The sequence below is a fragment of the Pseudomonas sp. TH10 genome, assembly GCF_016651255.1.
GTDB lineage: Bacteria > Pseudomonadota > Gammaproteobacteria > Pseudomonadales > Pseudomonadaceae > Aquipseudomonas.
Genome location: NZ_JAEKEG010000090.1, coordinates 20,903 through 46,500, shown reverse-complemented (window position 1 = coordinate 46,500; position 25,598 = coordinate 20,903). Strand labels below are relative to the sequence as shown.

20 protein-coding genes and 6 pseudogenes are annotated in these 25,598 nt (G+C 60.5%); 16 read left to right on the top strand and 10 right to left on the bottom strand.

The features are described from left to right. Nucleotides 1-2: 2 nt before the first annotated feature. Nucleotides 3-896, bottom strand: a pseudogene (locus JFT80_RS14260) (LysR family transcriptional regulator). Nucleotides 897-1,229: 333 nt separating this feature from the next. Between JFT80_RS14260 and JFT80_RS14255 the strand changes: the two are divergent. Together JFT80_RS14255 and JFT80_RS14250 are read left to right on the top strand one after the other, a co-directional pair. After that, nucleotides 1,230-2,347 (top strand): annotated as a pseudogene (locus tag JFT80_RS14255) (MFS transporter). A 105-nt stretch (nt 2,348-2,452) separates the two neighbouring features. Next, a pseudogene (locus tag JFT80_RS14250) lies at nt 2,453-4,310 on the top strand (ABC transporter ATP-binding protein). 20 nt (nt 4,311-4,330) lie between these two features. On the opposite strand, the gene JFT80_RS14245 reads toward JFT80_RS14250, so the two are convergent. Next, the gene (locus JFT80_RS14245) at nt 4,331-5,164 is read right to left on the bottom strand and encodes a helix-turn-helix domain-containing protein (RefSeq protein ID WP_201148282.1); all 834 of its coding nucleotides are present in this window, start codon (nt 5,162-5,164) and stop codon (nt 4,331-4,333) included. Between the two features lie 109 nt (nt 5,165-5,273). Here JFT80_RS14245 and JFT80_RS14240 point away from each other — a divergent pair, with 109 nt between their 5' ends. The 3 genes from JFT80_RS14240 (at nt 5,274) to JFT80_RS14230 (ending at nt 6,564) form a co-directional block, all read left to right on the top strand. Further along, nucleotides 5,274-5,627 (top strand): DUF2834 domain-containing protein, encoded by a 354-nt coding sequence (locus JFT80_RS14240; RefSeq protein WP_201148281.1) that lies wholly within the window; start codon nt 5,274-5,276, stop codon nt 5,625-5,627. Nucleotides 5,628-5,726: 99 nt separating this feature from the next. Continuing rightward, complete coding sequence (locus tag JFT80_RS14235; RefSeq protein ID WP_201148280.1) at nt 5,727-6,038, top strand: cupin; 312 nt, start codon at nt 5,727-5,729, stop codon at nt 6,036-6,038. Between the two features lie 163 nt (nt 6,039-6,201). Next, a complete protein-coding gene (locus JFT80_RS14230) occupies nt 6,202-6,564 on the top strand; it encodes a DUF2790 domain-containing protein (protein WP_374091356.1) in 363 nt (120 codons plus the stop codon). On the opposite strand, the pseudogene JFT80_RS14225 reads toward JFT80_RS14230, so the two are convergent. The 5 genes and pseudogenes from JFT80_RS14225 to JFT80_RS14205 form a co-directional block, all read right to left on the bottom strand. Beyond that, nucleotides 6,534-7,540: pseudogene (locus JFT80_RS14225) on the bottom strand (LysR family transcriptional regulator). The gene JFT80_RS14230 and the pseudogene JFT80_RS14225 overlap by 31 nt on opposite strands. A gap of 73 nt (nt 7,541-7,613) precedes the next feature. Continuing rightward, a complete protein-coding gene (locus JFT80_RS14220) occupies nt 7,614-8,564 on the bottom strand; it encodes an aldo/keto reductase (protein ID WP_201148279.1) in 951 nt (316 codons plus the stop codon). 15 nt (nt 8,565-8,579) lie between these two features. After that, nucleotides 8,580-10,067: an efflux transporter outer membrane subunit gene (locus JFT80_RS14215; protein WP_201148278.1), complete on the bottom strand. Its 1,488-nt coding sequence runs from the start codon at nt 10,065-10,067 to the stop codon at nt 8,580-8,582. A 19-nt stretch (nt 10,068-10,086) separates the two neighbouring features. Then, a complete protein-coding gene (locus JFT80_RS14210) occupies nt 10,087-11,562 on the bottom strand; it encodes a DHA2 family efflux MFS transporter permease subunit (RefSeq protein WP_201148277.1) in 1,476 nt (491 codons plus the stop codon). After that, nucleotides 11,562-12,698: an HlyD family secretion protein gene (locus JFT80_RS14205; protein ID WP_201148276.1), complete on the bottom strand. Its 1,137-nt coding sequence runs from the start codon at nt 12,696-12,698 to the stop codon at nt 11,562-11,564. Before JFT80_RS14205 ends, JFT80_RS14210 begins: the two co-directional genes overlap by 1 nt. Nucleotides 12,699-12,956: 258 nt before the next feature. Here JFT80_RS14205 and JFT80_RS14200 point away from each other — a divergent pair, with 258 nt between their 5' ends. From JFT80_RS14200 to JFT80_RS24325, 8 genes and pseudogenes are all read left to right on the top strand, one after another. Then, nucleotides 12,957-13,580 (top strand): TetR/AcrR family transcriptional regulator, encoded by a 624-nt coding sequence (locus JFT80_RS14200; RefSeq protein ID WP_201148275.1) that lies wholly within the window; start codon nt 12,957-12,959, stop codon nt 13,578-13,580. A gap of 10 nt (nt 13,581-13,590) precedes the next feature. After that, nucleotides 13,591-14,099: pseudogene (gene mug, locus JFT80_RS14195) on the top strand (G/U mismatch-specific DNA glycosylase). A gap of 120 nt (nt 14,100-14,219) precedes the next feature. Beyond that, nucleotides 14,220-15,500: a serine hydrolase gene (locus tag JFT80_RS14190; RefSeq protein WP_242482937.1), complete on the top strand. Its 1,281-nt coding sequence runs from the start codon at nt 14,220-14,222 to the stop codon at nt 15,498-15,500. A gap of 273 nt (nt 15,501-15,773) precedes the next feature. Next, nucleotides 15,774-16,241: pseudogene (locus tag JFT80_RS24345) on the top strand (aspartate/glutamate racemase family protein); the annotation flags it as partial. Between the two features lie 83 nt (nt 16,242-16,324). After that, nucleotides 16,325-16,549 (top strand): hypothetical protein, encoded by a 225-nt coding sequence (locus JFT80_RS24340; RefSeq protein ID WP_242482944.1) that lies wholly within the window; start codon nt 16,325-16,327, stop codon nt 16,547-16,549. Further along, nucleotides 16,546-17,058, top strand: coding sequence for an FAD-dependent oxidoreductase (locus JFT80_RS24335; protein WP_242482936.1), 513 nt, complete (start codon nt 16,546-16,548; stop codon nt 17,056-17,058). The genes JFT80_RS24340 and JFT80_RS24335 overlap by 4 nt, the downstream gene beginning before the upstream one ends. Beyond that, on the top strand, nt 17,003-18,016 hold the full coding sequence (locus JFT80_RS24330) for an FAD-binding protein (protein WP_307833095.1): 1,014 nt from the start codon (nt 17,003-17,005) through the stop codon (nt 18,014-18,016). The genes JFT80_RS24335 and JFT80_RS24330 overlap by 56 nt, the downstream gene beginning before the upstream one ends. Next, nucleotides 17,928-19,673: an FAD-binding protein gene (locus JFT80_RS24325; RefSeq protein WP_242482935.1), complete on the top strand. Its 1,746-nt coding sequence runs from the start codon at nt 17,928-17,930 to the stop codon at nt 19,671-19,673. The genes JFT80_RS24330 and JFT80_RS24325 overlap by 89 nt, the downstream gene beginning before the upstream one ends. A gap of 71 nt (nt 19,674-19,744) precedes the next feature. On the opposite strand, the gene JFT80_RS14165 is transcribed toward JFT80_RS24325, so the two are convergent. Beyond that, nucleotides 19,745-20,695, bottom strand: a complete 951-nt coding sequence (locus JFT80_RS14165) for a LysR family transcriptional regulator (protein WP_201148273.1) — start codon at nt 20,693-20,695, stop codon at nt 19,745-19,747. Between the two features lie 97 nt (nt 20,696-20,792). On the opposite strand from JFT80_RS14165, the gene JFT80_RS14160 reads away from it, so the two are divergent. Genes JFT80_RS14160 through JFT80_RS14150 form a run of 3 tightly spaced genes read left to right on the top strand, consistent with a single transcriptional unit; the run spans nt 20,793 to nt 23,573 of the window. After that, nucleotides 20,793-22,247, top strand: a complete 1,455-nt coding sequence (locus JFT80_RS14160; RefSeq protein ID WP_201148272.1) for an FAD-dependent oxidoreductase — start codon at nt 20,793-20,795, stop codon at nt 22,245-22,247. Continuing rightward, on the top strand, nt 22,244-22,975 hold the full coding sequence (locus JFT80_RS14155) for an SDR family NAD(P)-dependent oxidoreductase (protein ID WP_201148271.1): 732 nt from the start codon (nt 22,244-22,246) through the stop codon (nt 22,973-22,975). Before JFT80_RS14160 ends, JFT80_RS14155 begins: the two co-directional genes overlap by 4 nt. A 22-nt stretch (nt 22,976-22,997) precedes the next feature. Next, complete coding sequence (locus JFT80_RS14150; RefSeq protein ID WP_201148270.1) at nt 22,998-23,573, top strand: cysteine hydrolase family protein; 576 nt, start codon at nt 22,998-23,000, stop codon at nt 23,571-23,573. A gap of 86 nt (nt 23,574-23,659) precedes the next feature. On the opposite strand, the gene JFT80_RS24320 is transcribed toward JFT80_RS14150, so the two are convergent. Both JFT80_RS24320 and JFT80_RS14145 read right to left on the bottom strand, forming a co-directional pair. Further along, nucleotides 23,660-24,169 carry a helix-turn-helix domain-containing protein gene (locus JFT80_RS24320; protein ID WP_242482934.1) on the bottom strand — a complete coding sequence of 170 codons (510 nt, stop codon included), beginning with the start codon at nt 24,167-24,169 and terminating at the stop codon, nt 23,660-23,662. Beyond that, nucleotides 24,169-25,515, bottom strand: coding sequence for a sigma-54-dependent Fis family transcriptional regulator (locus JFT80_RS14145; protein ID WP_242482933.1), 1,347 nt, complete (start codon nt 25,513-25,515; stop codon nt 24,169-24,171). The genes JFT80_RS24320 and JFT80_RS14145 overlap by 1 nt, the downstream gene beginning before the upstream one ends. Between the last annotated feature and the right edge of the window lie 83 nt (nt 25,516-25,598).

Genomic DNA, 25,598 nt, shown 5'->3' with positions numbered 1-25,598 from the left:
AGTCAGCTTCTGTACCTCAGCGCCTCCACCAATGCAGAAAACGCCGCAGACGTCTGGCGTCTGTTGGGATAGTACAAATGGTAGCCCTGGAACTCAGGGCACCAGTTGGCCAGGACTTCCTGGAGTCGGCCGTCGGCCAGGTACGGTGCAACCAGTTCTTCGGGTACGTAGGCCAAGCCTATGCCATCGGCGGCGGCATTGAGTACGTGCATGATGCTGTTGAACACCAGTTGGCCGTCGACTTTGACCGTAAAAGCCTTGCCATCGTTTTCGAATTCCCAGGCGTAGATCGCCCCGGATGGTCGGTGGCGGATGTTCACGCATTCATGCCCGGTCAACTCATGGGGGTTGTGGGAGCCGGGTTGCGGGCGAAGTATTCTGGAGAACCCACCACGGCCAACCGCCAATCCGGGCCTATGCGAACGGCGATCATGTCTTTGCTGATCGATTCGCCCATGCGGATGCCGGCATCAAATCGCTCCTCGACGACGTTGGTGAAGCCATAGTCGACGTAGAACTCCAGCGTGATATCCGGGTAGCTGGCCAGGAATTCTGCAAGCATCGGCCGCACGCACAATTCAATCTGATCGTCAGTACAGGAAATACGAATCGTGCCACTGGGCTTGTCCCGAAGCTCGCCCAGCGCTTCAACCTCCGCAGTGATCTGGTCAAAGAGCGGGGCAATCGAGCGCATCAACCGTTCTCCCGCTCTCCGTGGGCGACACATTGCGTGTCGTGCGGGCCAGCAGTCGGATCCCCAGTCTTTGTTCGAGTGCGCGGATCGTATGGCTTAGCGCAGAAGGCGTGACGCCCAGTTTGGCGGCGGCTTTGGTAAAACTCTGATCTCGCGCTACCGCCAGGAAAGCCTGCAGATCGTTGACTTTGGTATTGGCCATTACTGAGTTTTTCTCAAAACCGCATAATGATTATGCCTACTAATCAAGATATCCCCTATCAGTCAAGCTATGTCACCTACGGGCGCTGGCTTGGGTTGCCGGTGCGGGTCAGGTGCATCGGTATGACCGCGTGGACTTGATTCCCTGGACCCGGCTCAACGCCTTTTTTACCCGGCGGCTGACAGTGGTTGGCTAACCGGGCAGGGCTGCCCCCACAAACTTTGGATAAGAGGTTTTTGCATGAGGGCTCAAGTATTCGACACCCCGGCAGTTGATGTTTCAGGCCGGCCTGGGACTGGCGAACAGCCGGCCTGCTGGAGTGGCATTTTCGCGATGACACTGTGCGTATTCGCGCTGATTGCCTCTGAATTCATGCCTGTCAGCTTGCTGACGCCGATTGCATCAGACCTGCAAATCAGTGAAGGGCTGGCCGGTTACGGGATCGCCATATCCGGCGCTTTCGCGGTGCTGACCAGCCTTTCGATTTCCAGGCTGGCAGGCTCGCTGGACCGCAAGACGCTATTGCTGCTACTGACCGGGATGATGTGTGTGTCGGGGCTGGTGGTAGGCCTGGCGCCGAACTATACGGTGTACATGATGGGGCGTGCGCTGATCGGCGTGGTGATCGGCGGGTTCTGGTCGATGTCGGCGGCAATGGCCATGCGCCTGGTACCTTCCCATAGCGTGCCCAAGGCGCTGGCGATCTTCAACGGTGGCAATGCGTTGGCAACCGTAGTGGCCGCACCGCTGGGAAGCTATCTGGGCAGTGTCATCGGTTGGCGGGGCGCTTTTTGTGCCTGATTCCGGTCGCGATCATCGCGTTGATCTGGCAATGGATCAGCCTGCCAGCCATGCCGGCGGCGCCGCGCAAAGCGGGTGCTGGCAATGTCTTTCGATTGTTCAAAAGGCCATTGGTCAGTTTCGGCATGTTGAGTATGGGCCTGTTCTTCATGGGGCAATTTGTGTTGTTCACCTATCTGCGCCCGTTCCTGGAAACTGTCACGGGTGTAGATGTCTCCCTGTTGTCGATGATCCTGCTGGTCATCGGAGTGGCGGGTTTTGTCGGGACCCTTGTGATCGGCACATTCCTGAAAGCCGGAATGTATCGCGTACTGGTCTGCATTCCACTGTTGATGGCCGCCATTGCACTGTCCTTGATTGTCCTCGGCGACGGAGTCGTGGCAGCGTTTGTATTGCTGGGTCTGTGGGGCCTGATCGCAACGGCTGCACCGGTGGGGTGGTGGTCATGGCTGGCGAAGGCGTTGCCCAGGGACGCGGAAGCCGGTGGCGGCCTGATGGTGGCCGTCATTCAGCTATCCATCGCGCTGGGCTCCACCCTCGGCGGACTGCTGTTCGACGCAAGCGGCTATCGCCTGACATTTCTCGCCAGCGCCATCTTGCTGGTGCTGGCGGCAGTGGCGGCCTTTTTCACGTCGCGAAATCAGCTTTGATGGGACGCGGATTTGATCACGGCAGGCTAATGTCCGCCGCTTGAAACCCTCAAGGCAACCGTTCAATGGCAGAATCTCCCGAACCTGATCTTTTTGGAGACCACCATGCTTCGTGCATTTGAACGAAGGCTTGACCCTTTTCCTCCCGACGAGGTACCCCCGCCACCCGATGGCCTGGCGCGGTTCCTGTGGGCCTGCACACGGGGCGCGCGCGGTTATATTCTTGCGTTTGTGCTGCTGAGTGCCGGCGTGTCGATCTACGAAGCCTGGCTATTTTCTTTTCTGGGTCAGGTCGTGGACCTGCTCTCGACCTGGAAAGCCGGCGGTGATGCCGCAGCCCAGGAAAGTCGCGTGCTGTGGGGCATGGGCATCGTAATGGTGACCAGTGTCGGGCTGGTGGCACTGCGCACCATGGTGCAGCACCAGATATTGGCGATTAACCTGCCGCTGCGGCTGCGCTGGGACTTCCACCGGCTGATGTTGCGGCAAAGCCTTTCGTTTTTTTCCGATGAGTTTTCCGGCCGCGTCACGACCAAAGTGATGCAGACGGCGCTCGCGGTGCGCGACGTGCTCTTCACCCTTATCGAGATCCTCCCCGGGATTGGCGTGTATTTCATCGCGATCATCGCGCTGGCTGGCGGCTTCGCTTTGAAACTGATGCTGCCGTTCATTGGCTGGGCGGTGTTGTTCGCGCTGGCCATGTGGTACTTCGTGCCGCGTTTGGGCAAAGTCGGGCAGGAGCAGGCGAATGCGCGGTCGATGATGACCGGGCGTATCTCCGACGCTTACACCAACATTACGACGGTGAAGCTGTTCTCCCATTCCAACCGTGAGGCGCACTTCGCGCGTGCGGCGATGGAAGATTTCAAGCTCACCGGTTTTCGCCAGATGCGTCTGGTCAGCCTGTTCGAAATCGTCAATCAGGCATTGGTGGTGGGCTTGATCATGTCGGCGGGTGGTTATGCCCTGTGGCTGTGGCATCAGGGCGACGTTGGCGCTGGTGCCGTGGCGGCGATCACCGCCATGGCGTTGCGCATCAATGGCATGTCGAACTGGATCATGTGGCAGATGACTTCGCTGTTCGAAAGCATCGGCACGGTGCAGGACGGCATGGCGACCCTGACCCAGGGCGCCAAGGTGCAAGACGCACCGGATGCCGGCGTGCTGGTGACTTCCGGCGGCGCGGTGACCTTCGACAAGGTGCGTTTCAATTACAACGGCGAACGCCAGGTGCTCGATGGCCTGAGCCTGAGCATTCGCCCGGGCGAAAAAATCGGTCTGGTCGGCCGCTCTGGCGCCGGCAAATCTACGCTGATCAACTTGCTGCTGCGCTTCTATGACATCGACAGCGGGGAGATTCGCATTGACGGCCAGAATATCGCGCACGTGACGCAAGACAGTCTGCGCAGTGCTATCGGCATGGTCACGCAGGACACTTCTCTGTTGCACCGTTCCATTCGCGACAACATTGCCTATGGCCGTCCCGACGCGACCGATGCACAGATCCGCAGCGCGGCGGCCAGTGCCCAGGCCGATGAGTTCATCAGCCAGCTCAGCGACCGCCAAGGCCATAGCGGCTATGACACGCTAGTGGGCGAGCGCGGCATCAAACTGTCGGGCGGCCAGCGTCAACGCGTCGCGATCGCCCGGGTCATGCTGAAGAACGCGCCGATCCTGCTGCTGGACGAGGCCACCAGTGCACTCGACTCGGAAGTCGAAGTGGCGATTCAGGAAAGCCTCGACGAAATGATGCAGGGCAAGACCGTGATCGCGATCGCCCATCGGCTGTCCACGATCGCGGCCATGGATCGACTTATTGTCATGGATGACGGCCGTATCATCGAGCAGGGCACTCACAGCGAACTGCTCGCGAAGAACGGCATCTATGCGCGGTTGTGGCATCACCAGAGCGGCGGTTTTCTGGGGAGGATCGGGGGTGGCCGAGTTTATGGAGCAGGAGTGAGCGTGAAGCGTCCGGCGCGTCTATGCATGCGCCGGCTCCACATTGGCCGCTGACCACAGTTCGTAAGCGTCTTTCATCCTCTGCCAGGTATCAGCGTCGGCGGGGATGAGGTGCTCGATGCGCAATGACGCCACGGTGATATCGAGCGGCATGCCGAACGTTGTAAAGGTGGATAAGAACCGCAGCTCCCCGTTGTTGGTGCGCACTCGGGTCAGTATCAAGGGTGACGATGGTGCATCCAGCGGGATGTCTGTAGGCCCTGCCAGGTTTTCGATAAGGCGCGCCAGGTCGGGATTGCTGATGGCTTCCCTGGTGGCGCGTTGCCACGCAATTGCCCGGATTTCCTGTGCGTTCACCAGACAGTCTCCCAAGCCACCGGGACGCAACAGGGTGTCGAGCAGGTTGAGACGCGACTCGCCATCGGCGCATACACCGGCCATCTCGAACAGCAACCCCGCGCTGGCATTGGCTGCGGTAATGTCCCAGTTACTGCTGATGACAATGGCGGGCGCAGGGTTATTGGCTTGCAGGATGTGATCGATAGCAGCATGCACCGCTTCCAGCGCCGGAGCGTCGAGCGCAGAAGCCGCGTAGCGGGGCGCATAGCCAGCCTTAATGAAGACCGCGTTGCAGTGCTCAAGGGGCACGTCCAGGGCAGTTAATAGAGCGTGCAATGTGGCGGGGCTAGCCTTGGCGCGACCTGTCTCGACGCAGCTCAGGTGACGCTGGGATACACCGACCAGAAGGGAAAGGTCCAGCTGGCTGAGCCCTGCTTGCTGACGAAATCGTCGCAGATGCTCGCCAGCGGTGGTGCGGGGTGCGGAGTGCGCGGGATGGAAGTTGTGGTGGCCCATGAGTTCAACTCTGACTGTCCATGTGAAGAGTGTCCATGACCTGTCAGGTCATTGTGAGACGCGCAACATTATCACTACTGTGTCGACGCCACCTACCAGGGAGAAGGACATGAGAGCCGACTACATCGCACTGCCTGTCTTGTTGATTTTTTCGTGTTATACCGGCTGGACGCTACTCACGGCCGAGCAGTCGCTTTTCGCCTTTGGTATCGAGTTGATGTCCCGGCCTGACACCGCGCAAGTGGTCATCGATCTCTACCTGATGGCGGCGCTCGCTTGCGTGTGGATGGTGAACGACGCCAGGTCCAGAGGCGATTCATTGCCACGTGTACTGCCGTACCTTTTGCTCACGCTCGTATTCGCCTCCATAGGGCCACTCCTTTACATCGCGGTCAAAGGGGTGAGGGGCAGGGCAGGGATGAAGTTTCCCGATAGCTATCCCGATAGGTGCAACAACGCATGAATCACATCCACAGCCATCTGTTCAGCGCTGCCCGTCCCGCCGAGTCAAAGGTTCTGCTAGATGGGTACAAATTTGCTATCTGTTCGAGAAACACAATCCATGAGAGTTATCCGTAGCAAGGACTTCACCGCGACTCGCGCCTGGGGCGCTGACGACATCGCTAATATGGGTGGAACCACCGTTCGCCTGCACTGGACCGACCAGCCGTACATATGGCATGTGAATGATGGCGAGGAGGTATTCGCCGTCCTCGACGGCACGGTCGATATGCATTATCGCGAAGCAGGCATCGAGCGCGTCTTGACATTGGTGGTGGGCGACGTGTTCTTCGCAGGGGTTGGATGCGAGCACGTTGCGCATCCTCGTGGAGAAGCGCGGATTCTGGTGATCGAACGTGAGGGCAGCGTTTGAGCGGCCTACGCTTGCGGTCATCAGAAGCTATTCTCAGCTTTTTACTACCTTCATGAATACTCTCACGTAAGCCTCATGAAGGGATTCGTAAACGGAACGTAAGAAATACGTAACCGCCTCTGGCCATGCAATCCTCGATTCATACAAGATCCGGCAATACTCTTTGTCCAACCCCCAGTTTTTCCCCCACCCCACGCCATCTACCATCGCCCCCAAGCCGCCAGCAATTGCGCTCCGCGGCTTCCTCAACGAGGCGGTGAACATCATGACCTTCAAGAAAACAGCCCTGCTCGTACTTTTCGTCACCTTCGGTGCACACGCCCATGCGGCGGACAATACCGAGTCCAAAACCATTCCATTCGAGATCTACAACTACGCAACCAAACTGGACATCGAGCACGTCATCTCCATCAGCGAACCAGCCAATGAGTGTGCCCCGGTGCCGGTTCGGATGACTTATGAGGACTCCTACGGCGAGCGCCATGTTTTGCAGTATCAAGTGATGGGGACCGGCTGCTCCAGTTGACTCCGGTGCAGGCGGTGGAGGGTCGACACTCCATGCCGCTGCGCTGAGTTTCCTGGTCCGATGATGTTTTCATCCGACGCCAGTCGCTCTGGTATCGACTGCTTGAGAAATTCCACCCAGGTTTTGATTTTCGCATCGACGAACTTGCGCGACGGGTAGATCGCGAACAGGTTCAACTCTTCCATCCGATATTTCGGCAAGACCCGCACCAGCGTTCCCGCCCTCAAGCCGTCCACGGCCGATGCAATCGGTTGTATGCCAATTCCCATGCCTTTGTTGATCGCGATGGTCATGCCGTCAGCGGTGTTGATGTGCAAGGGCGAGACGGGAATGTTGATGGTTTCCATGCCTTCGGGCCCTTCGAATGTCCAGTTTTCCTCAGGCATCACTGTGTTGACGATGCGCAGGCAATCGTGTTCGCCGAGTGTGGCGGGGAGTCGGGGGTTCCGTGTTTTTCCAGGTAGGCCGGCGAGGCGCACAGCACGCTGTAGGTGGTACCCAGCCGTTGTGCAACGAAGCCGCAATCGGGCAGGTCGCGGGCCAGGACGATGGACATGTCGTAGCCTTCCTCGAGCAGGTCGGGGATGCGATTTGTCAGGGTCAGGTCGAACATCACGGTGGGGTGGATCTCGCGGTATCTGGCGATGGCGTCGATCAAGTAATGGTTGCCGATAGCCGACATGGTGTGGATTTTCAGGCGGCCGACGGGCAGGGTTTGCGCGGTGCCAGCTTCCTCGTCGGCGTCGCGCACGTCGTCAATGATCTTTTCGCAACGCTTCAGGTAGCGCATGCCGGCCTCCGTGAGGGCCAGACGTCGAGTGGTTCTGTTGATCAGGCGCGTGTGCAGTCGGGTTTCGAGGGCGGTGATGGTTTTCGAGACGTTGGTCGTGGTGGTGTCCAGCAATTGCGCAGCGGCGGTGAAGCTGCCGCTTTGGGCGACGCAGACGAAGAAGCGCATGCTCTGGAAGACGTCCATCGGGGTGCTCCCGGAAATTCACTGGAAAAAATAGATAGACGGCCTCGGTCGGAGGCCGTCTATCTATCGTGTGTCAATTTTTGCGTGGAATAAACCCCGGCACCCCTGTCTCCACCACGGAGTTGAAACGAATCCGCGTGGTGATCTCGTCCTTGATCTCCCGCATGGCGCGCTGCGGCAGGGTGCTGATGTCGAAGTTCTCCTGAATGTGCCCTGGCGTCGCCGAAGTGGTGAGAAACGCGGTACCGCGCTGCACGGCCCAGGCAAGCAGCACCTGAGCCGGGGTCTTCTGCACGCGCTTGGCGATGCCGGTGATCACCGGGTCTTCCAGCACATTCGGCTGCATGCCATGGCCCAACGGGGCGAAGGCGAGGACGAGTATGCCGTGCTGTTTGCAGAACTCCAGCAGCTCCCATTCAGGCAAGTACGGGTGCGATTCGATCTGCACCACGGCCGGCTTGATCCGTGCGGCGGCGACGATTTCCTTGAGAGCGTCGAGGGTGATGTCCGAGAGGCCGATGGATTTGCAGCGACCCTCATCCACCAGGTTCTCCAGAGCGCGCCAAGTATCGATCAACTTGACCTCGCCGTCGTAAATTACATGCCCGTACACGTCGCGAGGGTCCTGGTCATCACCCGCCTGGAAAGCGAACGGCGTGTGAATCAGGTAGCAATCGATGTAGTCGACTTGCAAGCGCCGGCAGCTCGCTTCGAGTGCTGCTTTGACTCGCTCCGGACGGTGGTTGGTGTTCCACAGTTTAGTGGTGACGAACACGTCTTCGCGTCGGATCAGACCGGCGGCGAACACCTGCTGAAAGGCCACGCCGACCTGTTCTTCATTGCGATAGCGCTCGGCGCAGTCGAAGTGGCGAAAGCCCGCTTCCAGGGCGCATTTGACCGCTTCGGTGGTGGTGCTCAGGTCGCGGAACAGCGTGCCGAATCCCACCGCCGGCATCGCGCCAGCGCCATTGTTCAGCGGTAAACGGGTGTCGCGTAGTGCATCGTGAAAGGCTTCGTAGGTCATGACGTTTCTCCGTCGTTACAGCGCTTGTTGAGCGAGGGATTTCGCAGCGGCGTGGGCGGCGACTTGTTGCTTGAACACGCCAACCGAGTTGCCGCCGAGCGCGACGAACAGGTGCACGCTGTCGAGGTAGCGCGCGGTTCGGGCCTGGATCTGGCCGAGCAGCGCCTGCTGGTAGGCGCGCTCGGCTTCGAGCACCTGCAGCACGCTGTTTTCGCCCTGCACGTAAGCTTGTTGGTTGAGCCGCAGACTGCTATCGGCGGCGCGCAAGGCGTCGTCCTGGACCTGGCTCCGCTCCGCGCCGTGGTTGATCGCCTGCAAGGTGTCTGCGACCTGACCGAACGACTGAATCAGCGTCTGTTGATAGCGGGCGAGTGCCGCGTTGTAGCCTTCGACGGCCGCCTGACGTTCAGCTTTGAGCGTGCCACCATTGAAGATCGGCGCGGTCAGCCCCGCGGCGAATCCCCACAACGCGGCGCCGCCGTTGCCGGATGCCGCTTGCGCCAGCGAGGCGGACAGCTCGACATGCGGGTACAGGTTGGCGGTGGCGACACCCACGGCGGCGCTGGCGATGTGCAGTTCCGACTCGGCTTGCAGCACATCCGGCCGGCTGTGGGCCATCTCCGAAGGCAGACTGACAGGGATGCTCTGCGGCAAGTTGAAGTCATCGAGGCTGAAGTCGGGGGCAACCCAGTCCGCCGGACCTGCGCCGGCCAGAATCGACAATGCATGGCGTGCGGCATCGCGCTGCTGGGCGAGGGGCGGCAGCAGGGTGCGATCCTGGGCGAGGCGGGTTTCGGCCAGCGATACGTCGATCAGGTTGGTGCTGCCGCTCTGATGGGCGCGGCGGATCAGGTCGAGATTCTTCGTGTCGTTGGCCAGCAGGGTTTCCACGGCCTGGATCTGCGCGTTGGCCGAGGCGAGCAGCAATGCCTGACTGGCGACGTCTCCGGTCAGCGTCAGGTACGCGGCTTCGTAGCGATGGGTTTGCAGAGTGGTCAGTGCTTGCTGCTGCTCGACTAGCCGTTTGTTGCCACCAAACGCATCCAGATCAAACGCGACTAGTGGGCCGATAGCATAGAAATTTTCCACCACGGGTTCCGGCCCGTTGTGCGTGCGCTGGCGTCCGGCCTGGCCGGCGAAATCCACTTGCGGATACAGCGCGCCTTCAGCGGCTGCCACCGAGGACGCGGCTTGGCGAATGGTGGCGTCGGCAGCAACCAGTTCGAGGTTGCCAGCGATGGCGCGACGCACCACTTGATCGAGCTTCGGCGAGTGAAACGCCGACCACCAGTCACCCTTGAGGCGTTGGCCCATATCGAAGTGCTGAGCCCCCGGCGCGCCCGGTGTCTGCTCGGCCTGCTGGTCGTAGTGTTGCGATTGACTGGCATCGGGTCGTTGAAAATCCGGCCCGACAGTACAGGCCGACAACATGACCAGCGCCGCCAACAGGGTGATTTTCGTCGGCAACAATTGCCACGAGATGAAGCGCGTAGAAGATTTCATGTTCCAGACTCCACGAGCATTAATTGGCCGCAACGGGCTTGCGCAGGAACAGCACCAGTGGACTGACCACCAGCATCGCCACTAGCAGAATCTTGAATTGGCCCATGACCGCGATGAACGCCGCTTGATGGGTGATCAGATGGTTCAAGCCCTCGAGCGCTGGCGGGGACATCGTCAGCGAATGGCGATAGGGCGTCAGTTGGCTGGCCAGCGCCGAGTGCATGGCCTGGGTGTTGTTGAAGAAGTAGATCTGTACCACCGCCACGCCAAGCGTGCTGCCGTAGACGCGCATCAGGTTGAAGAAACCGGTGGCTTCCGGGCGCAGCTGCGGATCAAGGGTGCTGAAGGCGACTTTGCTCAACGCCGGCATCAACATGCCGAGTCCGGCGCCCTGGACGAATCCGCTGACGGCCACGGGCGTCCAGTCCATCAGTGGCGAGTAGCCGAGCATCAGCCAGTTGGCGTACACCACGAGCGCGATGCCGAGGATAACAAACAACCGAGGATCGATCCGCGTCGGCGCCCGTCCCATCAGCAGGAAAGCGCCGACCAGTCCAATGCCGCGCGGTATGGTCAGGAACCCTGTGGTGTCTGGCGGGTAACCGAGGATTTCATCGAGCATCGGTGAGGTCAGCGCCATGGTCGAAAGCAACACGAAACCGAGGGCGAAGAAGATTGCGGTCGAGCACAGGAAGTTGGGATCGGCGAACAAACCCTTTCTGAGGAAATGCACCTGGCGCGTCAGCACATGCACCACGAACAGGTACAGCCCGAGCGCGCTGGCCAGCGCTTCGATCCAGATCTCCGGCGAGTCGAACCAATCCAGCCGTTCGCCACGGTCGAGGAGCATTTGCAGGCCGATCATGCCGAGGGTGAAGCTGGCAAAGCCGAAGAAATCGAATGCAGGGCGCTGGGCGGCTTTCTTCTCGGCGAGCAACAACGTTACGACCATGAAGATGTAAGCGGTCAGGGGCAGGCTGAGGTAAAACATCGGCCGCCAGTCGAAGTGCTCGCAGATCACACCGCCGATGCTCGGACCGCTGACGATCCCGAACAATACCAGCGCCGTCCATTTCGGGCCGAAGCCCGGGCGGCGTGCGGCGGGCAACGTCTCCATGGCAATAGCCATCGACAACGGCGCCAGCACGCCGGCGGCGAGGCCTTGCAGGATGCGCGCGGCGATGAACGCCAGCGGCGTGTCAGCCAGGGTACCGAGCCACAGGCCCATGGCGAACGTGGCGAGCGCAGTCTGATAGACAAGCTTCAAACCAAAGCGTCCGGCCAGCCATTGTGCGACCGGCGTGGTGATGGCGCTGGCGGCAAGGTACGCGGTGAAGATCCACCCGGCCTGGTCGTCGGTCATCGACAGGCTGCCCTGAATCAGGCGCAGTGCCGCGTTGGGCAGCGGCAGGTTGGCCGACTGGAGGTAGGTGGCAAGCAGGGCGACGAAGCGCAGGGCGCGGGCGTCGGCTGCCGCCGAAGTGGTGGTATTCATCAGGAGTCACCTGCGCTCAGCAACGACTTGAGGGGATGCCACCATGGCGTGCGGTGCCCGGTGTCGACCCGGACCGTGGCGCTGGTACCGGAAAACAGCGGCAGGCTCGGATCGAGCTCATCCAACTCCAACCGTACCGGCACCCGTTGCACGACTTTCACCCAGTTACCAGTAGCATTCTCCGGTGGCAGCAGAGCAAAGTCGGAACCTGCGCCCGGGCTCATACTGATGACGTGGGCCTTGAACTGACGATCCGGATAGGTATCGATCGAAATGGTCGCGGCCTGCCCGGGACGCATGTGCGTGACTTGCGTCTCGCGGAAGTTGGCTTCGACCCAGATCTCACGGTCGGAAATCAATGCGAACGCCGGCGCGCCGCTGTTGAGGTAGTTGCCGACTTGTAGATCGTCGACCTTGGCAACGATTCCGTCGTCCGGCGCGGTCACGGTGGCGTAGGACAGGTACAGTCGCGCTTCATCGAGCTGCGCCTTGGCCTCGCGCACGGTCGGGTGGCTGTCGACAGCGATGTTCGCGTTGCCGTTCAGCGCAACCACGGTGCTGGCGATTTGTTGTTCAATCGATGCGATGCGTTGGCGCGTGACTTTAAGGTCGGTTTCTGCCCGTTCGTATACCGCTCGTGAGACGAAGTCGGCGGCTACCAGGGCTTTCTTGCGGACGAACTCTTTCTGGTCGTAATCCTCCGACGCCCTGGCCGATTGAAGTTCGGCCTGTTGCTGGCGATAGCTGGCCTTGAGGCTGTCGATGCGCAGCCGGGCGTTGCCCAGTTGGGCTTCGGCGCGGTCGACGGCGATCTGTAACGGCGCCGGATCGATGAGAAACAGCACCTGGCCCTTATGCACCGATTGGTTATCTTCCACCGCGATCTCGACCACTTGCCCGGAAATCCGCGCATTGATCGAGGCTTTTGCGACCCGGGCGTAGGCGTTATCAGTGGAAACGAAGGGCTCGTTGGCCAGGTAATAGTTGCAGCCCAGCGCTGCAAACAGCGCCGGGACGCCGGCCATGAGCAGCGGTCGAAGTCTCTGCTTGAACGGCTTTTTGGGTGAGGTGTCAGCCAGGTCAAGGCCTGGATGTTGTTGGGCGTTTGTTGCCGAGAGATCGAATTGCGTAGTCATAATCGAATCCACCTGTAACCGGGAAATCGGGCCGACCTGTGCGCAATCGCCAGCGGCCCGACGTCATCATTGCCGTGAGTAATCAAGCCCCTGCGCGGCGGGGGAGGGTGGCTCCATTGCCGCTGTTTTCGTCGTCGCCAGACCCGGTTCGAGCTCCGCTACAACAAACTGCGAATCAAGGAATTTGTGATTCCTTAATTTTGTGCGATGGTGTAAGAATATGGGTGACCGATTCTTCCTGCAAGGAATTTGTACGACATGGCACAAAATAAACCGACGGAAGGAAAAGGCCGCGGCCGTCCCCGCGCCTACGATCCGCAGACCGCGCTGAACCAGGCGCTGGGTGTGTTCTGGAATACCGGCTATTCGGCGGCTTCGCTGGACAGCATCGCCAGCGCCGCCGGAATGAACCGGCCGAGCCTCTATGCCGCGTTCGGCGATAAACACGCGCTGTATATAAAGGCGCTCGACCAGTATTGGGAAACTGCCCATGCCACAATGCAGGCCGCGCTGAACAACAGCGACCTGACGCTGGAGCAAGCGCTGATAGCTTTCTATGAGGGGCAACTGGCGATTTACTTCTCGGGTGACGGCCAGCCTCGTGGCTGTTTTGCGATTGGCACGGCGACCACTGAAGCGGTCGAGGACCTGCAGATCCGCGAAGTGCTGTCACTGCGACTCAGTCAACTGGATGCTGATCTGGAAGCGCGGTTGCGCAAGGCCGTCGCCACCGGCGAATTGCCAGGCGATGTCGACGCCGAATCCTTGGCGGTACTGGCGTCATCGTTGCTGCACAGCATTTCGATCCGCGCCCGCGCCGGCAAATCCCGCGAGGAACTGAGCGCGCAGGCTCGTAATGCCGTTCGCGTTATCTGCGGCTGAGAGGTGTCAGGTGGGAGAGGGGCTTGAGGACATTCTGGCCGAAGGACTGTCAGTGATTTTTGCGGGATCAATCCCGGACTGTTGGCCGCCGCCCAGGGGCATCACTTCGCAGGGCGGGGCAATCGCTTTTGGCGCACATTGCATCTGGCCGGGTTCACCCCGCATGTAGTGTGCGCGGTAGACGACCACTCGCTTCTGCAATACGGCTGCGGATTGACCGCCGTCGTCGAACGGCCGACGGCGCGGGCGGATCAGTTGTCGGCTGATGAATTCAGCGGTGTAGCTGTCGGGTTCAAGCAGAAGATCGCCCGCTGCGCGCCTCGCTACGTGGCGTTTCTTGGTAAAGCTGCATACGCCGGATTGTCCGGGCGAAAACAGCTGCAATGGGGGCTTCAGGCAGAGACGTTTGCTGGCGCGGCCGTGTGGATTCTGCCGAACCCCAGTGGACGTAATCTGGCTTTCAATCTGGAGCAACTGGCGGCGGCGTATCGAGCGCTATACCAGGCATCTGTGGTTTAAGCGCGGGTGGCCGATTGAGCGCAAAGAAATAAACGTGAAACATATCCGCCATTCCATCAGCGCTGCCCATGCGGCGCAATCCCAACGAGTAGGCTATGGTTCAAGCGCGCACGTGTCCCAATGTTCGTGAACGGCAAAAACAAAAAAGGAGAGGTTATGCACTCATCCGTTATTTTTCGTCCGGCTGCGCCTGGTCGGTCGCTCCTTCTCTCGCTGGGTCTGCTCGCTGCGGGTATCACCTCGGGCGCATGGGCTGACGACTATCCCCACTCCCAGGAGCCGATTGGCACCGTCGAGCAGATCTATGACGGCGCCATGCTCCCCGATCTTGCGGTCAGTACCTACCGCAACATCGACCGGCTGTTCCCGACCCACATGATCAAGGCCGGCGATCACCCGTATGCGCTGGTGAAATCGGACAAACAGTTGCCCAACGTTCGCTTCACGGTAGGGGACAAAAAGTACGACCTGTATGACTTCGTCGCACTGGACAGCATTACGGCGATGCTGGTGCTCAAGGACGGCAAGGTCGTGTTCGAGACCTATCAGCGTGGCAACACCGAGAAAACCCGCTGGATGTCGATGTCGATGGCTAAATCCATTACCTCCACGCTGGCGGCTGCAGCGATCAAAGACGGCCTTATCAAGGACCTCGATGCGCAGGTGGTGGATTACGTTCCAGAACTAAAGGGCAGCGCCTACGAAGGCGTGACCGTGCGCAACGTGCTGATGATGTCGTCGGGAGTGAAGTGGAACGAGACCTACACCGATCCAACGTCTGACCGTCGCGCGCTACTCAAAGCGCAAATATCGCAAAAACCGGGTTCGGCCATGGCGTTGATGGCAAGTTTGCCGCGAGCCGCTGAGCCCGGCACGACCAACAATTACAGCACTGGCGAAACGCAGGTACTCGGAGAAATCGTTCGTGGCGCTGTGAAGATGCCGCTGGCCGATTATCTGTCGAAGAAGATCTGGCAGCCGTTCGGTATGGAGAGTGATGCCAGGTGGTGGCTCGATTCACCTGACGGCGTGGAAATCGGTGGCAGCGGTATCAGCGCCACGCTGCGCGATTATGGACGCTTCGGGCTGTTTTTCATGAACGGCGGCAAGATCGATGGAGCGTCGATTTTACCCGAGGGTTGGGTCAAGGAGGCGACGCTGCCGACCACCCTCAAAGGCGGCAAATCCCTGGACTACGGCTACATGTGGTGGACGGCATGGACCGAGCCGTCGGTGAAAGACGGCGCCTATTCCGCGGTCGGTATCCAAGGCCAGAACATCTACATCAACCCCGCCAATAACGTGGTAATTGTCACCTTCGGTGCCCAGCCCAAGCCGGTTGATAAAGAGCCGATCGACCCGATGGTATTCTTCGATGCCGTGGTAGCCGCGTTAAAGTAAATTGCGCGTGTCCAGGTATTCGATGAGCATCCTGACGATGGGTGTGTTCGTAGACGGGCCTTTTTCGATCTTGCAGTTTTTTTGAAAGGCCCGTTCAACCTCAGCGCCTACTCAGTCTTGTGGCGGTCCGCTAATAATTCCTCATCAACTATTCGCCAGGGTGTTTCAGTGAGTTGGCCGCAAGGTTGGCACACCCAGGACCTGGCTCTTGAATGAGGACACCTATGAGCATCCGTATCTGGCATCAAAGTTTCACTGTTCTAAGCGACCTCGGTGCTTACGACGAAGCGTTGCGCGCACATTTTTCGCAAGGTTGCCCGCCCAGGCACGCAAATCCATATGCACGGGATGCTCCCAGGCACGTACCGCAACAACTATCCCGGCGATGACATCAAGTATTCAGCATTGCAGTACTTGCATGGCCTGCAGTTCATGGCGGCGGGCATCAACGCCCAGGATCAGGGGTTCGATGCCTACGCCATCAGTACGCTGCCGGAACCGGCGCTCAAGGAAACGCGCAGCCTGCTGGACATCCCAGTGGTGGGCTATGGCGAGTCCGCGATGCTGACCGCGTGCATGCTTGGTCGCACCTTCGGAGTGCTGGTGTTCATCAACGAATTGGTGGAACAGATTACTGAAAATGCCGCGCACCATGGTCTTGCCGGGCGGTTGACCGGGGTGCGGCATGTGGGCTTTCACTTTGCCGATGTGCTGGCGGCCTTTAGCGACCCCAGTGATCTGATCGAGCGCTTTCGGAGCGCCGCTCGTGGCCTGATCGCCCAGGGTGCCGAGGTGATCATTCCCGGGGAGGCACCCTCAATGTATTGCTGGCCACCCATGGCATCAACGCTGTCGATGGGGTGCCGGTACTCGATTCGCTCGGCGCCTGGGTCAAGCAGGCGGAAGCCATGGTCGACTTGCGTCGCGCCAATGGTACGAGCACCTGCAATCGTGGCTATTTCTCGGCTCAACCGGCGCCTGATCGTGTTCGGGAAGTCTTCGGGTTCTATGGCTTGTCCACACTTTTGCACGCTGGAGGCCCGGTATGAATCATTACGAATGCGACCTGCTGGTAATAGGGGGCGGGCTGGCGGGTTTTTGCGCAGCGCTGAGTGCGGCCCAGGCGGGGTTGCAGGTCGTAGTGCTGGAAAAGACCGCACAAACCGGCGGTTCGTCGGCCATGAGCGGCGGTTGCCTGGCCTTCGCCGGCACCGATCTGCAGCGCTTCCACGGCATTGAAGACTCCTCGCAACTGCTGTTCGATGACCTGGTGGATGTGGGCAAAGGTGAATGTGACGAGTCCCTGGTCAAGCTCTACACAGACCACCAACTGCAGACTTATCAGTGGCTCAAGGACAACGGGGTGGTGTTCGCCGATGTCATCGAGGCCGCCTCAGGGCAGTCGGTGCCACGGGTCCACAACGTCGATCCCGCCGACATGGTCCGCCAACTACAACTGGCCGCGCTCGCCACGAACAAGGTCGAGGTCTGGCTGCACAGCCGTGCCCGTCGCTCTGCTGCGCAACGAGGGTGGCCGGGTGGTCGGGGCCAGTATTGAGCGTAACGGTGAGCAGCAGCACGTCATGGCCCGCAGCGCTGTGCTGTTGGCCAGTGGTGGTTTTGTGCAGGACCGTGAGTTGATTCACCGTTTTGTCCCCCAGTACGACAATGCGGTATTTATCGGTGGCGAAGGCAATGAAGGCGACGGTCTGCGCATGGCCTGGGCCCTGGGCGCGGACGTGCGCGACCTGCCCTACATCAAGGGTACGTTCGGCAAACACCCGATGGACGAGCACAACCACCACGCCTGCCTGGCCGTTTACAAAGGCGCGATCGCGGTTAACCAGGACGGTCGGCGTTTTGTCGACGAGTCGCAGTCCTACAAGTTGCTCGGCGATGCGGTCATGCAGCAGACATTCGGCGTGGGTTACCAGATCCTCGACCAGGACGTCATGGACAGTGGTGACAACCAGGTCCGCATCCTCGATTTCACCAGGCGCCTGGAGGAGGGACTGTTCGTCGAGGCACAGACCCTTGAACAGCTGGCGCGCCTGATCGAAGTACCTGAAGACGTATTGCTGGCTGAAGTTGCCGCTTACAACGATGCCGTGCGCCAGGGGCTGCCACCGGCCTTCGGCCGTCAGCATCTGGTGCACCATCACGGCCAGTTGCGCACCCTCGAGCGTCCTCCTTTTTATGCCTACCCATCGACGGCTGCGGTGTTCGGCACCTATTGCGGGGTAATCGTGGACACGCAGTTGCGTGTGCTTGATGTGTTCGCCGAGCCCATCGAGGGCTTGCTGGCGGCGGGCGAGATGATCGGTGGCTTTCATGGTGCCGCTTACATGACCGGTTCGGCGTTGGGCAAGGCCGCCGTGTTCGACGCCTGGCCGGCGCCCGGGCACGCACTGCGAGCGAGGGCCGACCATGAAGATTCTTGTGCTGCTGGCGGGCGTAACGGATATCCGCTTCCCGCTGCACCCCATCAGTTTGAACAGCCAGGCGACGATCGATGAGCAAGGATCGCCCCGGCGCGTGCTCAGCCCGTTCGACGAGGCCGCGCTGGAAGTCGCGCTGAAATTGCGTGACGCCAGCGCCACGACACAGATCGATGTGTTGCTGTTGGAGGGCGCCAACACTGAAAACCTGATGCGCAGTGTCGCGGCGTTTCGTCCCGACTCATTGCACTGCCTGGAACTCAAACCCCTGCAACTGTGGGATGCCCGTCAGACGGCCGCGCAGATCGCCGGGCTGATCAAGCGTGATTACGGCGGGCACGAACTGGTGCTGGTGGGGCGTGAGCTTGGCGATCTGGATGAAGGCAGCATTGCGGTATTGCTGGCGCGCAAGCTCGGCAGATCACAGTTTTCAATGGCCCAGTCGGGCCAGTGGCAAGGTGAGCAACTGTGGCTGATGCGCGAGCGCGGCACCTGTGAAGAGTGGCTTGAGGTCGATCAGCCCTTGTTGGCGAGCGTGACCAATGATCGGCGCAACAAGCTGCGATACCCGCTCATGAAAAACGTCATGCAAGCCAAGCGCATGACCTTTCCCCCATGTCGCGGCGTCGGCCTCGGTGCGTGCCGGGTTGACCTTGTCACAGCTGCAAGCCGCGCCAGTCATCCCTCGTCTCGGTCAGTGTCGGCTATTGAGTGGGGACGTCGGACAGCAGGCCAAAGCGTTGGCTTGCTGGTTGAAAGAGCAAGGGGTCAATCCATGAGCAGAATCCTGGCAGTAATCCCCCAGGCCTGGGGCGCTCAGGCGCTGGAAGCCGCCCTGGGTGCAGCGCAACAGGTCAGTGCCGGGCAGGACTTCGCGGCGGTGCTGATCAGCAGCCAGCCCAGTGCGCAAGACGCCGAATTGGCGATGCGCGCCGGAGCCCGACAGGTGTACCAGTCTGTGCATGGGGCTTTAGGCGAATGTGACGAGCCGCAGGTGCTGGTCGCGGCGATTGGCGAAGCGCTACGGGCGATTCCCCGGCTCGGTGGTGAGGTGCCCTTGGTGTTACTGCCACCGGGGCCTCCTGGCGAAGAGCTTGCGGCATTGCTGGCCGACGCGCTCGATGGGCAGGCGTTGGGGCGTTGTGTCGCACTGCGATTCGAGAGCGAGCGACTTGTGGCTGAACGAGCGGCCTGGGGCGGGCGCATGCGTCTGTGCCTGCACGTCGACAGCGGTCCGGCGTTCGCCTGTCTACGGGCAGCCCGGCCACTGTTCAATGCGCAAGCCGAGGCCGATATTTTCACCATCGAATTACACGGCCAGCTGCCCAGGGCGCTGACCCTGGACCAGCGCCAAAGCGGTCAACAACTGCCGCCTCTGGAGGGCGCCAGACTGGTGGTGTCCGGTGGACGAGGGGTCAATGAACAGGGCTTTGTGTTGCTCGAGGAACTGGCGGTGAACCTAGGGGGGACACTGGGCGGCAGTTTGCCCGCGGTGGATGCGGGCATGGTCCCGGTGCTGCGCCAGGTGGGTGTCTCCGGCAAGTTCGTCAGCCCGCAGATCTACCTGGCGGTGGGGATATCTGGCACCCTGCAGCATCTGGCCGGGGTCAGCCTTGACAGCTGCATCGTGGCCATCAACCAGGACCCCGAGGCGGACATTTTCAAGGTCGCAAGCCTGGGCATCGTCGCCCCTTGGGAAACCATGCTGCCGGCTTTATTGGATGAGTTGCGCTAGGTTCCTGGGTACCGAAGAATCCATGCCAGTCCACGCCTGTGACTGGCATTGTTCATTGGGCAGCGCGGGGGCTAGACGAGCCCGCGTCGTCCCTGCTTTATCGAGATGCTTGCGCCCGACGCCGGGCGCCGTTGGGCATCCAGTGTGGCCAGGATGAAATCGATGAACGCGCGGGTGCGCGGTGCGATAAAACGCGCCTTGGGCGTCACCGTATAAAAGCTTCGGCTGCCGGTACTCCAGTCGGGGAATAGCTCCACCAGTTCGCCGCTTCGGATCAGCCCGTTGACGAACACGTCCAGCACGTAGATGACGCCTTGCTCGGCCAGGGCGGCCTGGATCAGCGCGTCGGTGCTGTTGAAGTGCAGGTCGCCACGGGGCGTCAGTTGGTGTTGCTCGCCGTCGCAGGTAAAGGTCCAGTCTGAGACGGTGTAGCGACCGGCGCCGAAAATACCCAGGCAGTGTTCAGGCTGCAGATCGTGCGGCTGTTCGGGCGTGCCGATCCGTTTGAGCAGTTCGGGCGCTGCGCAGGCTACGTAGTGCGCATGATAGAGCGGTCGGGCGACCAGGTCGGCATCGTTGACCGAGTCTATGCGAATCGCCACATCGGTGCCGGTGGCGATCAGGTCTTCAGCATGGTCGGTCTGGCGCAACGCCACGGACAAGCCGGGGTGTTGCGCGGTGAAGGCGGGCAATGCCGGACACAGCAAGGCACGGGCGAACGCCGCTGGCGACTCGATGCATAACTGTCCGCTGATCTCGCCCTTCTTCTGACGAACCTGAGCTTCCATATCGGCGACCAACTGCAGCACCTGGTTGCACTGCTCGAAATAACCTTCGCCATCGTCGGTCAAGCGCAACGAGCGGGTGTTACGCGATAACAAGGACACCCCCAGGTAATCCTCCAGCTTGCGCACGCTTGCGGTCACGGTGGCATTGGCGATATCCAGCGACTCGGCGGCGCGGCTGAAACTGCCGCATTCCACCACGCGCACGAAGACTTGCATTGCCCAGAGTCTGTCCATCGGTTTTCACCTTTTTCTAATAGCCCATTAGCCGCGTCAGGCTCGAACCCAGGGGCAGCGATTTCTATAGTACCAGCCACCAAGAGAGGAACTACCCATGGCTGAATTAAACTTCGATCTGATTGTGGTGGGCTGCGGTGTTGCCGGCTTATCGGCAGCGGTGGCGGGCGCCGAACGGGGCCTGCGCGTGGCCGTCCTGGAACGGGCAAGTCGTGAAGAGCGGGGCGGGCAAAGCCGTTTCACTGAGGCTTATCTGCGAATGAAGAGCCATACCGAGGTGACCGACGATTTCGACGTATTCCTGGCCGAGCATTCCGGGTATTACCAGGACCCGGATTTTGTCGCCGAAACCCTCGCCGACCGCGCTGACTGGTCGGCACAAACCCGCGCACTGGGTTCCGTTGATGCCAGTGTGATCGGCACTTTTGCCGAACAGGTGCCAGGCACCATTGAATGGCTCAAGAGCCACGGCGTAAAGTTTGATTTCCTGCCAACCCAATTCTTGACCAGCACCCAGCCACGGCTGTTACCGGTCGGCGGCGGCGAGGCGATCGTCGAAGCCCTGGCGGCAAAAGCCGAGGCCCTGGGCGCGGAGTTTTTCTATGAAACCTCCGGGCGTGAACTATTGACCGAAGGTTATGCCAGGGTCCTGGGCATTCGCGCCCTTTCTCGCCAGCAGGGCGATCTGGTTTTTCGTGGTGCGGTGGTACTGGCCAGCGGTGGCTTTGAAGGCAATACCGAAATGCTCAGCCGCTACCTTGGGCCGCGTTCGGTGTATCTGCGCCCGGTGTGCAAGGGTGCCTATTACAACCGCGGTGAAGGTATCCAGATGGCGCTGGACGTCGGCGCTGCGGCCAGTGGCGATTACGGCAGTTATCACGCCGAACCCGTGGACCCGCGTTCGGGCATTTCCGAGCCGTCGATTTTCGTTTTCCCCTACGGCATCCTGATCAACAAACAGGGGTTGCGCTTCACCGACGAAGCACCGGGTACCGTGGATGCCTGGTACGAACGGGTCACGCGCCAGATCTATCAACAGGATGAAGGCATTGCCTGGGTCATTCTCGATCAGAAGGTCAAGGACGTCCCTAACTACCGCCTGGCGATCCGCACCGATCAGGCCGCGATCGAAGGGGCTACCCTGGCCGAACTGGGCGCCAGACTGGGTGTTTGCCCAAGCACATTGCAAGACACCGTGAGCCGCTTCAACGCCGCCTGCGTGCCCGGGGACTACAAACCCCTGCAGCTCGATGGCGTGGCCACCGCTGGCCTGGTGCCGCCGAAAAGCAACTGGGCACTGCCGTTGGATGCCGGCCCGTTCTTCGCCTACCCGATTATTTCCGCCAACGTGTTCACCTTTGGTGGTCTCAAAGTGGATGAGCGCGCCCAGGTGATCAACGCCGACGGCCAGCCGATCGGCAACCTCTACGCTGCCGGCGAAACCGTGGGCTTGTATTTTGGCAACTACGCAGGCGGCACTTCAGTCCTCAAAGGCTTGGTGTTCGGCCGCTTGGCGGGCCAGGCCGCGATGCAGCAGCGGGGTGCTCAATGAAAATTGCCGTGGTGACCGGTGCCGGCGGGGCCATTGGCAGTGCCGTATGCAAGCTGCTGAGCAGTGAAGGTTATCAGGTCGCAGCACTGGACTTGGCCGAGCCTCGGGTGCTGGGCCCGAACATGCGTTTCTATTCGTGCGACGTGGCTTCGCGCATCGCCGTGCGCGATGTGGTCGAGCAGATCGAAGATGACCTTGGGCCTATCACCGCGTTGGTCAATGTCGCGGGGGTCCTGTCCACGGGTAGCGCGCTGGAGCTCAAGGTCTCCGAGTTCGAGCGGGTAATGCGGGTCAATGTACAGGGCACGCTCATTCCTTGTCAGCTGATCGGCCAACTGATGGCCGAGCGCAAGCAGGGCAGCATCGTCAATATCGGTTCGGTGGTCGGCAAGAACGGTGGCAATGCGCGACCGTGGCTGGATGCAAATGAACAGGCGCGGGCCGGTGGCGTCGCTTATGGCATGTCCAAATCGGCGGTGCACACCATGACCCTGTTCCTGGCCAAGGAACTGGCGAGTGCCGGGGTTCGGGTCAACGCGGTGGCCCCAGGCCCGATCGCCACTGAAATGACCACATCCTTTCCAGACAATCTGCGCGCACTGATCCCGTTGGGGCGTATGGGCCGCGCCGAAGAAGTGGCGTTCGCCGTCAGCTTCATGCTGTCGGACAAAGCAGGATTTATCAGCGGGAAAATCCTCGATATCAACGGTGCACTGTGGTGCGACTGATTAAAACCAAGGGAAAAGCACGATGAAAAGTATTTATCTGGTTCTGGACATGCAAAACGATCTGGTTCACCCCGACGGCGCCAGTGGTAAAGGCCCGCTGGGCGAGCAGGTGCGCAGCCGCGAAGTGATCGCCCGCACCGCAGCGGCCATTGCCAAGGCACGCAGCGAAGGCATTGCGGTAGCGTATATACGGGTAGCGTTTTCCGATGACCATCGCGAAGCCAATCCCGCGTCCCAGGTGTTCGGCGCCATCGCAAAGAATGGCATTTTGAAAAAGGACGCCTGGGGCGGCGCGGTCCATGACGAGCTGGCACCCTCGGCTGACGAGTGGAACATCGTCAAGCACCGGGTTTCACCCTTCTATGGCACTTCCCTTGAAGTGCTGTTGCGCCGTGAAGGTATCGAGCGCATCTACTGCAGCGGGGTCAGTACGCAAGCGGTGGTCCAGGCCACGGTACGCGACGCCCATGACCGTGATTTTGATGTGGTGGTGTTGGAGGACTGTTGCGCATCGCCGTCGGCGCAGGAGCATGAGAACTCCATGGCCAGCATCGCGCGCTTTTGCACCAGCATTAACTCGGCCGTCGCTTTCGACTGATTGCCAGATTCCACCGGGACTCGCCGCTGAGGCGATCCCGGCCTCTCTTGAAACCCGCCATTTGCCGGGTCCAGTCATTGCGTCTTTTACTGGGCGCCGGACTCGTCCACCGACATTTTTTTCAGTCGATAATCCAGTTGTGCACGACTCAGTCCTAACAGCGTGGCCGCGCGCGAGATGTTGTTTTCGCTCAGCTGCATTGCCACTTCGATATACACCTCCTCGATCTGACTCAGGCGTACCGGCCCACGCTGCAGCGTGCGTTGTGCGACCGCGAGCAGCTGGTCATGGCTTGCATGGTCCTGTTGCGCCAACCCCACGCTGGGTGCGTCGACGTCGGGCATGCGAATGCCGATGGCCGGGCCGCTGTCCCAGCTAACGGTACCGATACGTTCGAGCTGCCCGCCCAGGGCATCGAGTCCCGAGAGATGCCGAAGATCAAGCATGTCACCGTCGTCGGAGAGGATGATGGCCCGCTCGATGACATTCTCGAACTCGCGAATATTACCGGGCCAGTGGTAATCCAGAATGACTTGCAAGGCTCTGGGCGCCACACCGGTCAAGTGACGACCGTGCAAGGCACACAATTTGCGCATTACCGTGTCGAGCAATAAGGGCAAGTCGTCCTTGCGTTCGCGCAGGGGGCGATGGTGATCGGAAACACGTTGAGCCGATAGAACAAGTCACTGCGAAAACGCCCGGCCTTGACCGCCTTGGCGAGGTCTTCGTTGGTCGCGGCGATGACCCGCACGTCGACCTTGATGGTTTTATTGCTGCCCAGTCGTTCCAGGTCACCGCTTTGCAGCACGCGCAGCAGTTTGCCTTGGGCGGTCATGCTCAGGGTGGCCACCTCGTCGAGGAAGATCGTTCCGCCATGGGCAATTTCAAAACGCCCCGGACGCGGGTCAGTTGCACCGGAATAGGCACCGCGCTGCACGCCGAACAGTTCTGACTCGATCAGTTGCTCGGGGATGGCCGCACAGTTGATTTCAATAAACGGCGTGTTTGCCCGCAGGCTGTTGGAGTGCAACTCGTGGGCGAACATTGTTTTACCGACTCCGCTCTCACCCAGCAGCAGCACAGTGGCATTGGTGCCTGCTACGCGCAGGACTTTATGCATGGCAATGTGGTAGGCGGCGGAACTGCCCACCGGGCGCCCGAGCTCGGTCACCGAGGGTTGGCTCTCCTCCAGCCCGAAAGGCGAGGAGGCCGCCTTGACGGCGGGGTTGTTAACCGGCTTGGCCGGTTGTGTCCGACGATGGTCGGTTACCCGTGGCTGGAAGTATTTGAGGTCGTCTTCGGTGTTGTCCCAGTCCTCGACCGGCTTGACGATCACCCGGCACAGATCATGTCCGCAGCCCTGGCACTGGGTCTCCCTGGCCAGCAGGCGACGACCCATCAGGCGGCTCATGAACCCCGAACTGTAGCCCACCTCCATCCAGCAAATAGGGTCTGTGCTGACCCCGTTGGCGGCGATATGCACGTCACTTTCGACCGAGCGTTTCCAGGTGAACTCGCCGTATTTGAAGCCCTTGGCGTGATCGAACTCAATGCACACCGGTGCGACTTCGACGATGCCGGACAAGGCGTGCAACTGGCCCCCAGCCGCCGCGATGTCCAATTCATTACCCGTGCCGCGGGCCTGGATGGCCAGGTCGGCATCGCGCTGGCCCGTCAGGTAGCCGACCCGTGTCAACAGGCCGCGGGTGAACTCCACGCCGTTGCTTTCCAGCAGCTCCTGACGCAAGGCCCCGAACGCCTCGACATGCATCAGCATCATGCGTTTATCGCCCAGCCAGATCAGTCCCTCCTTGGGATTGAAGTACAGCCGGTCGACCAGGTCCTGCATGTCCGGGAAGCGCAGGTCGGTAATGATGTTGATGCCATTGCGATTACGCGACTGCCGCGAACGCGCTTCGCTATCGATTGGAGGAGTAGTCATCAAATGAGCCTGTGTTTTTGTTATAGAAGGCAAGTAGCGATATCCGATGCCAGACGCGTGCCAGAAATGTCATGAGCGCACTC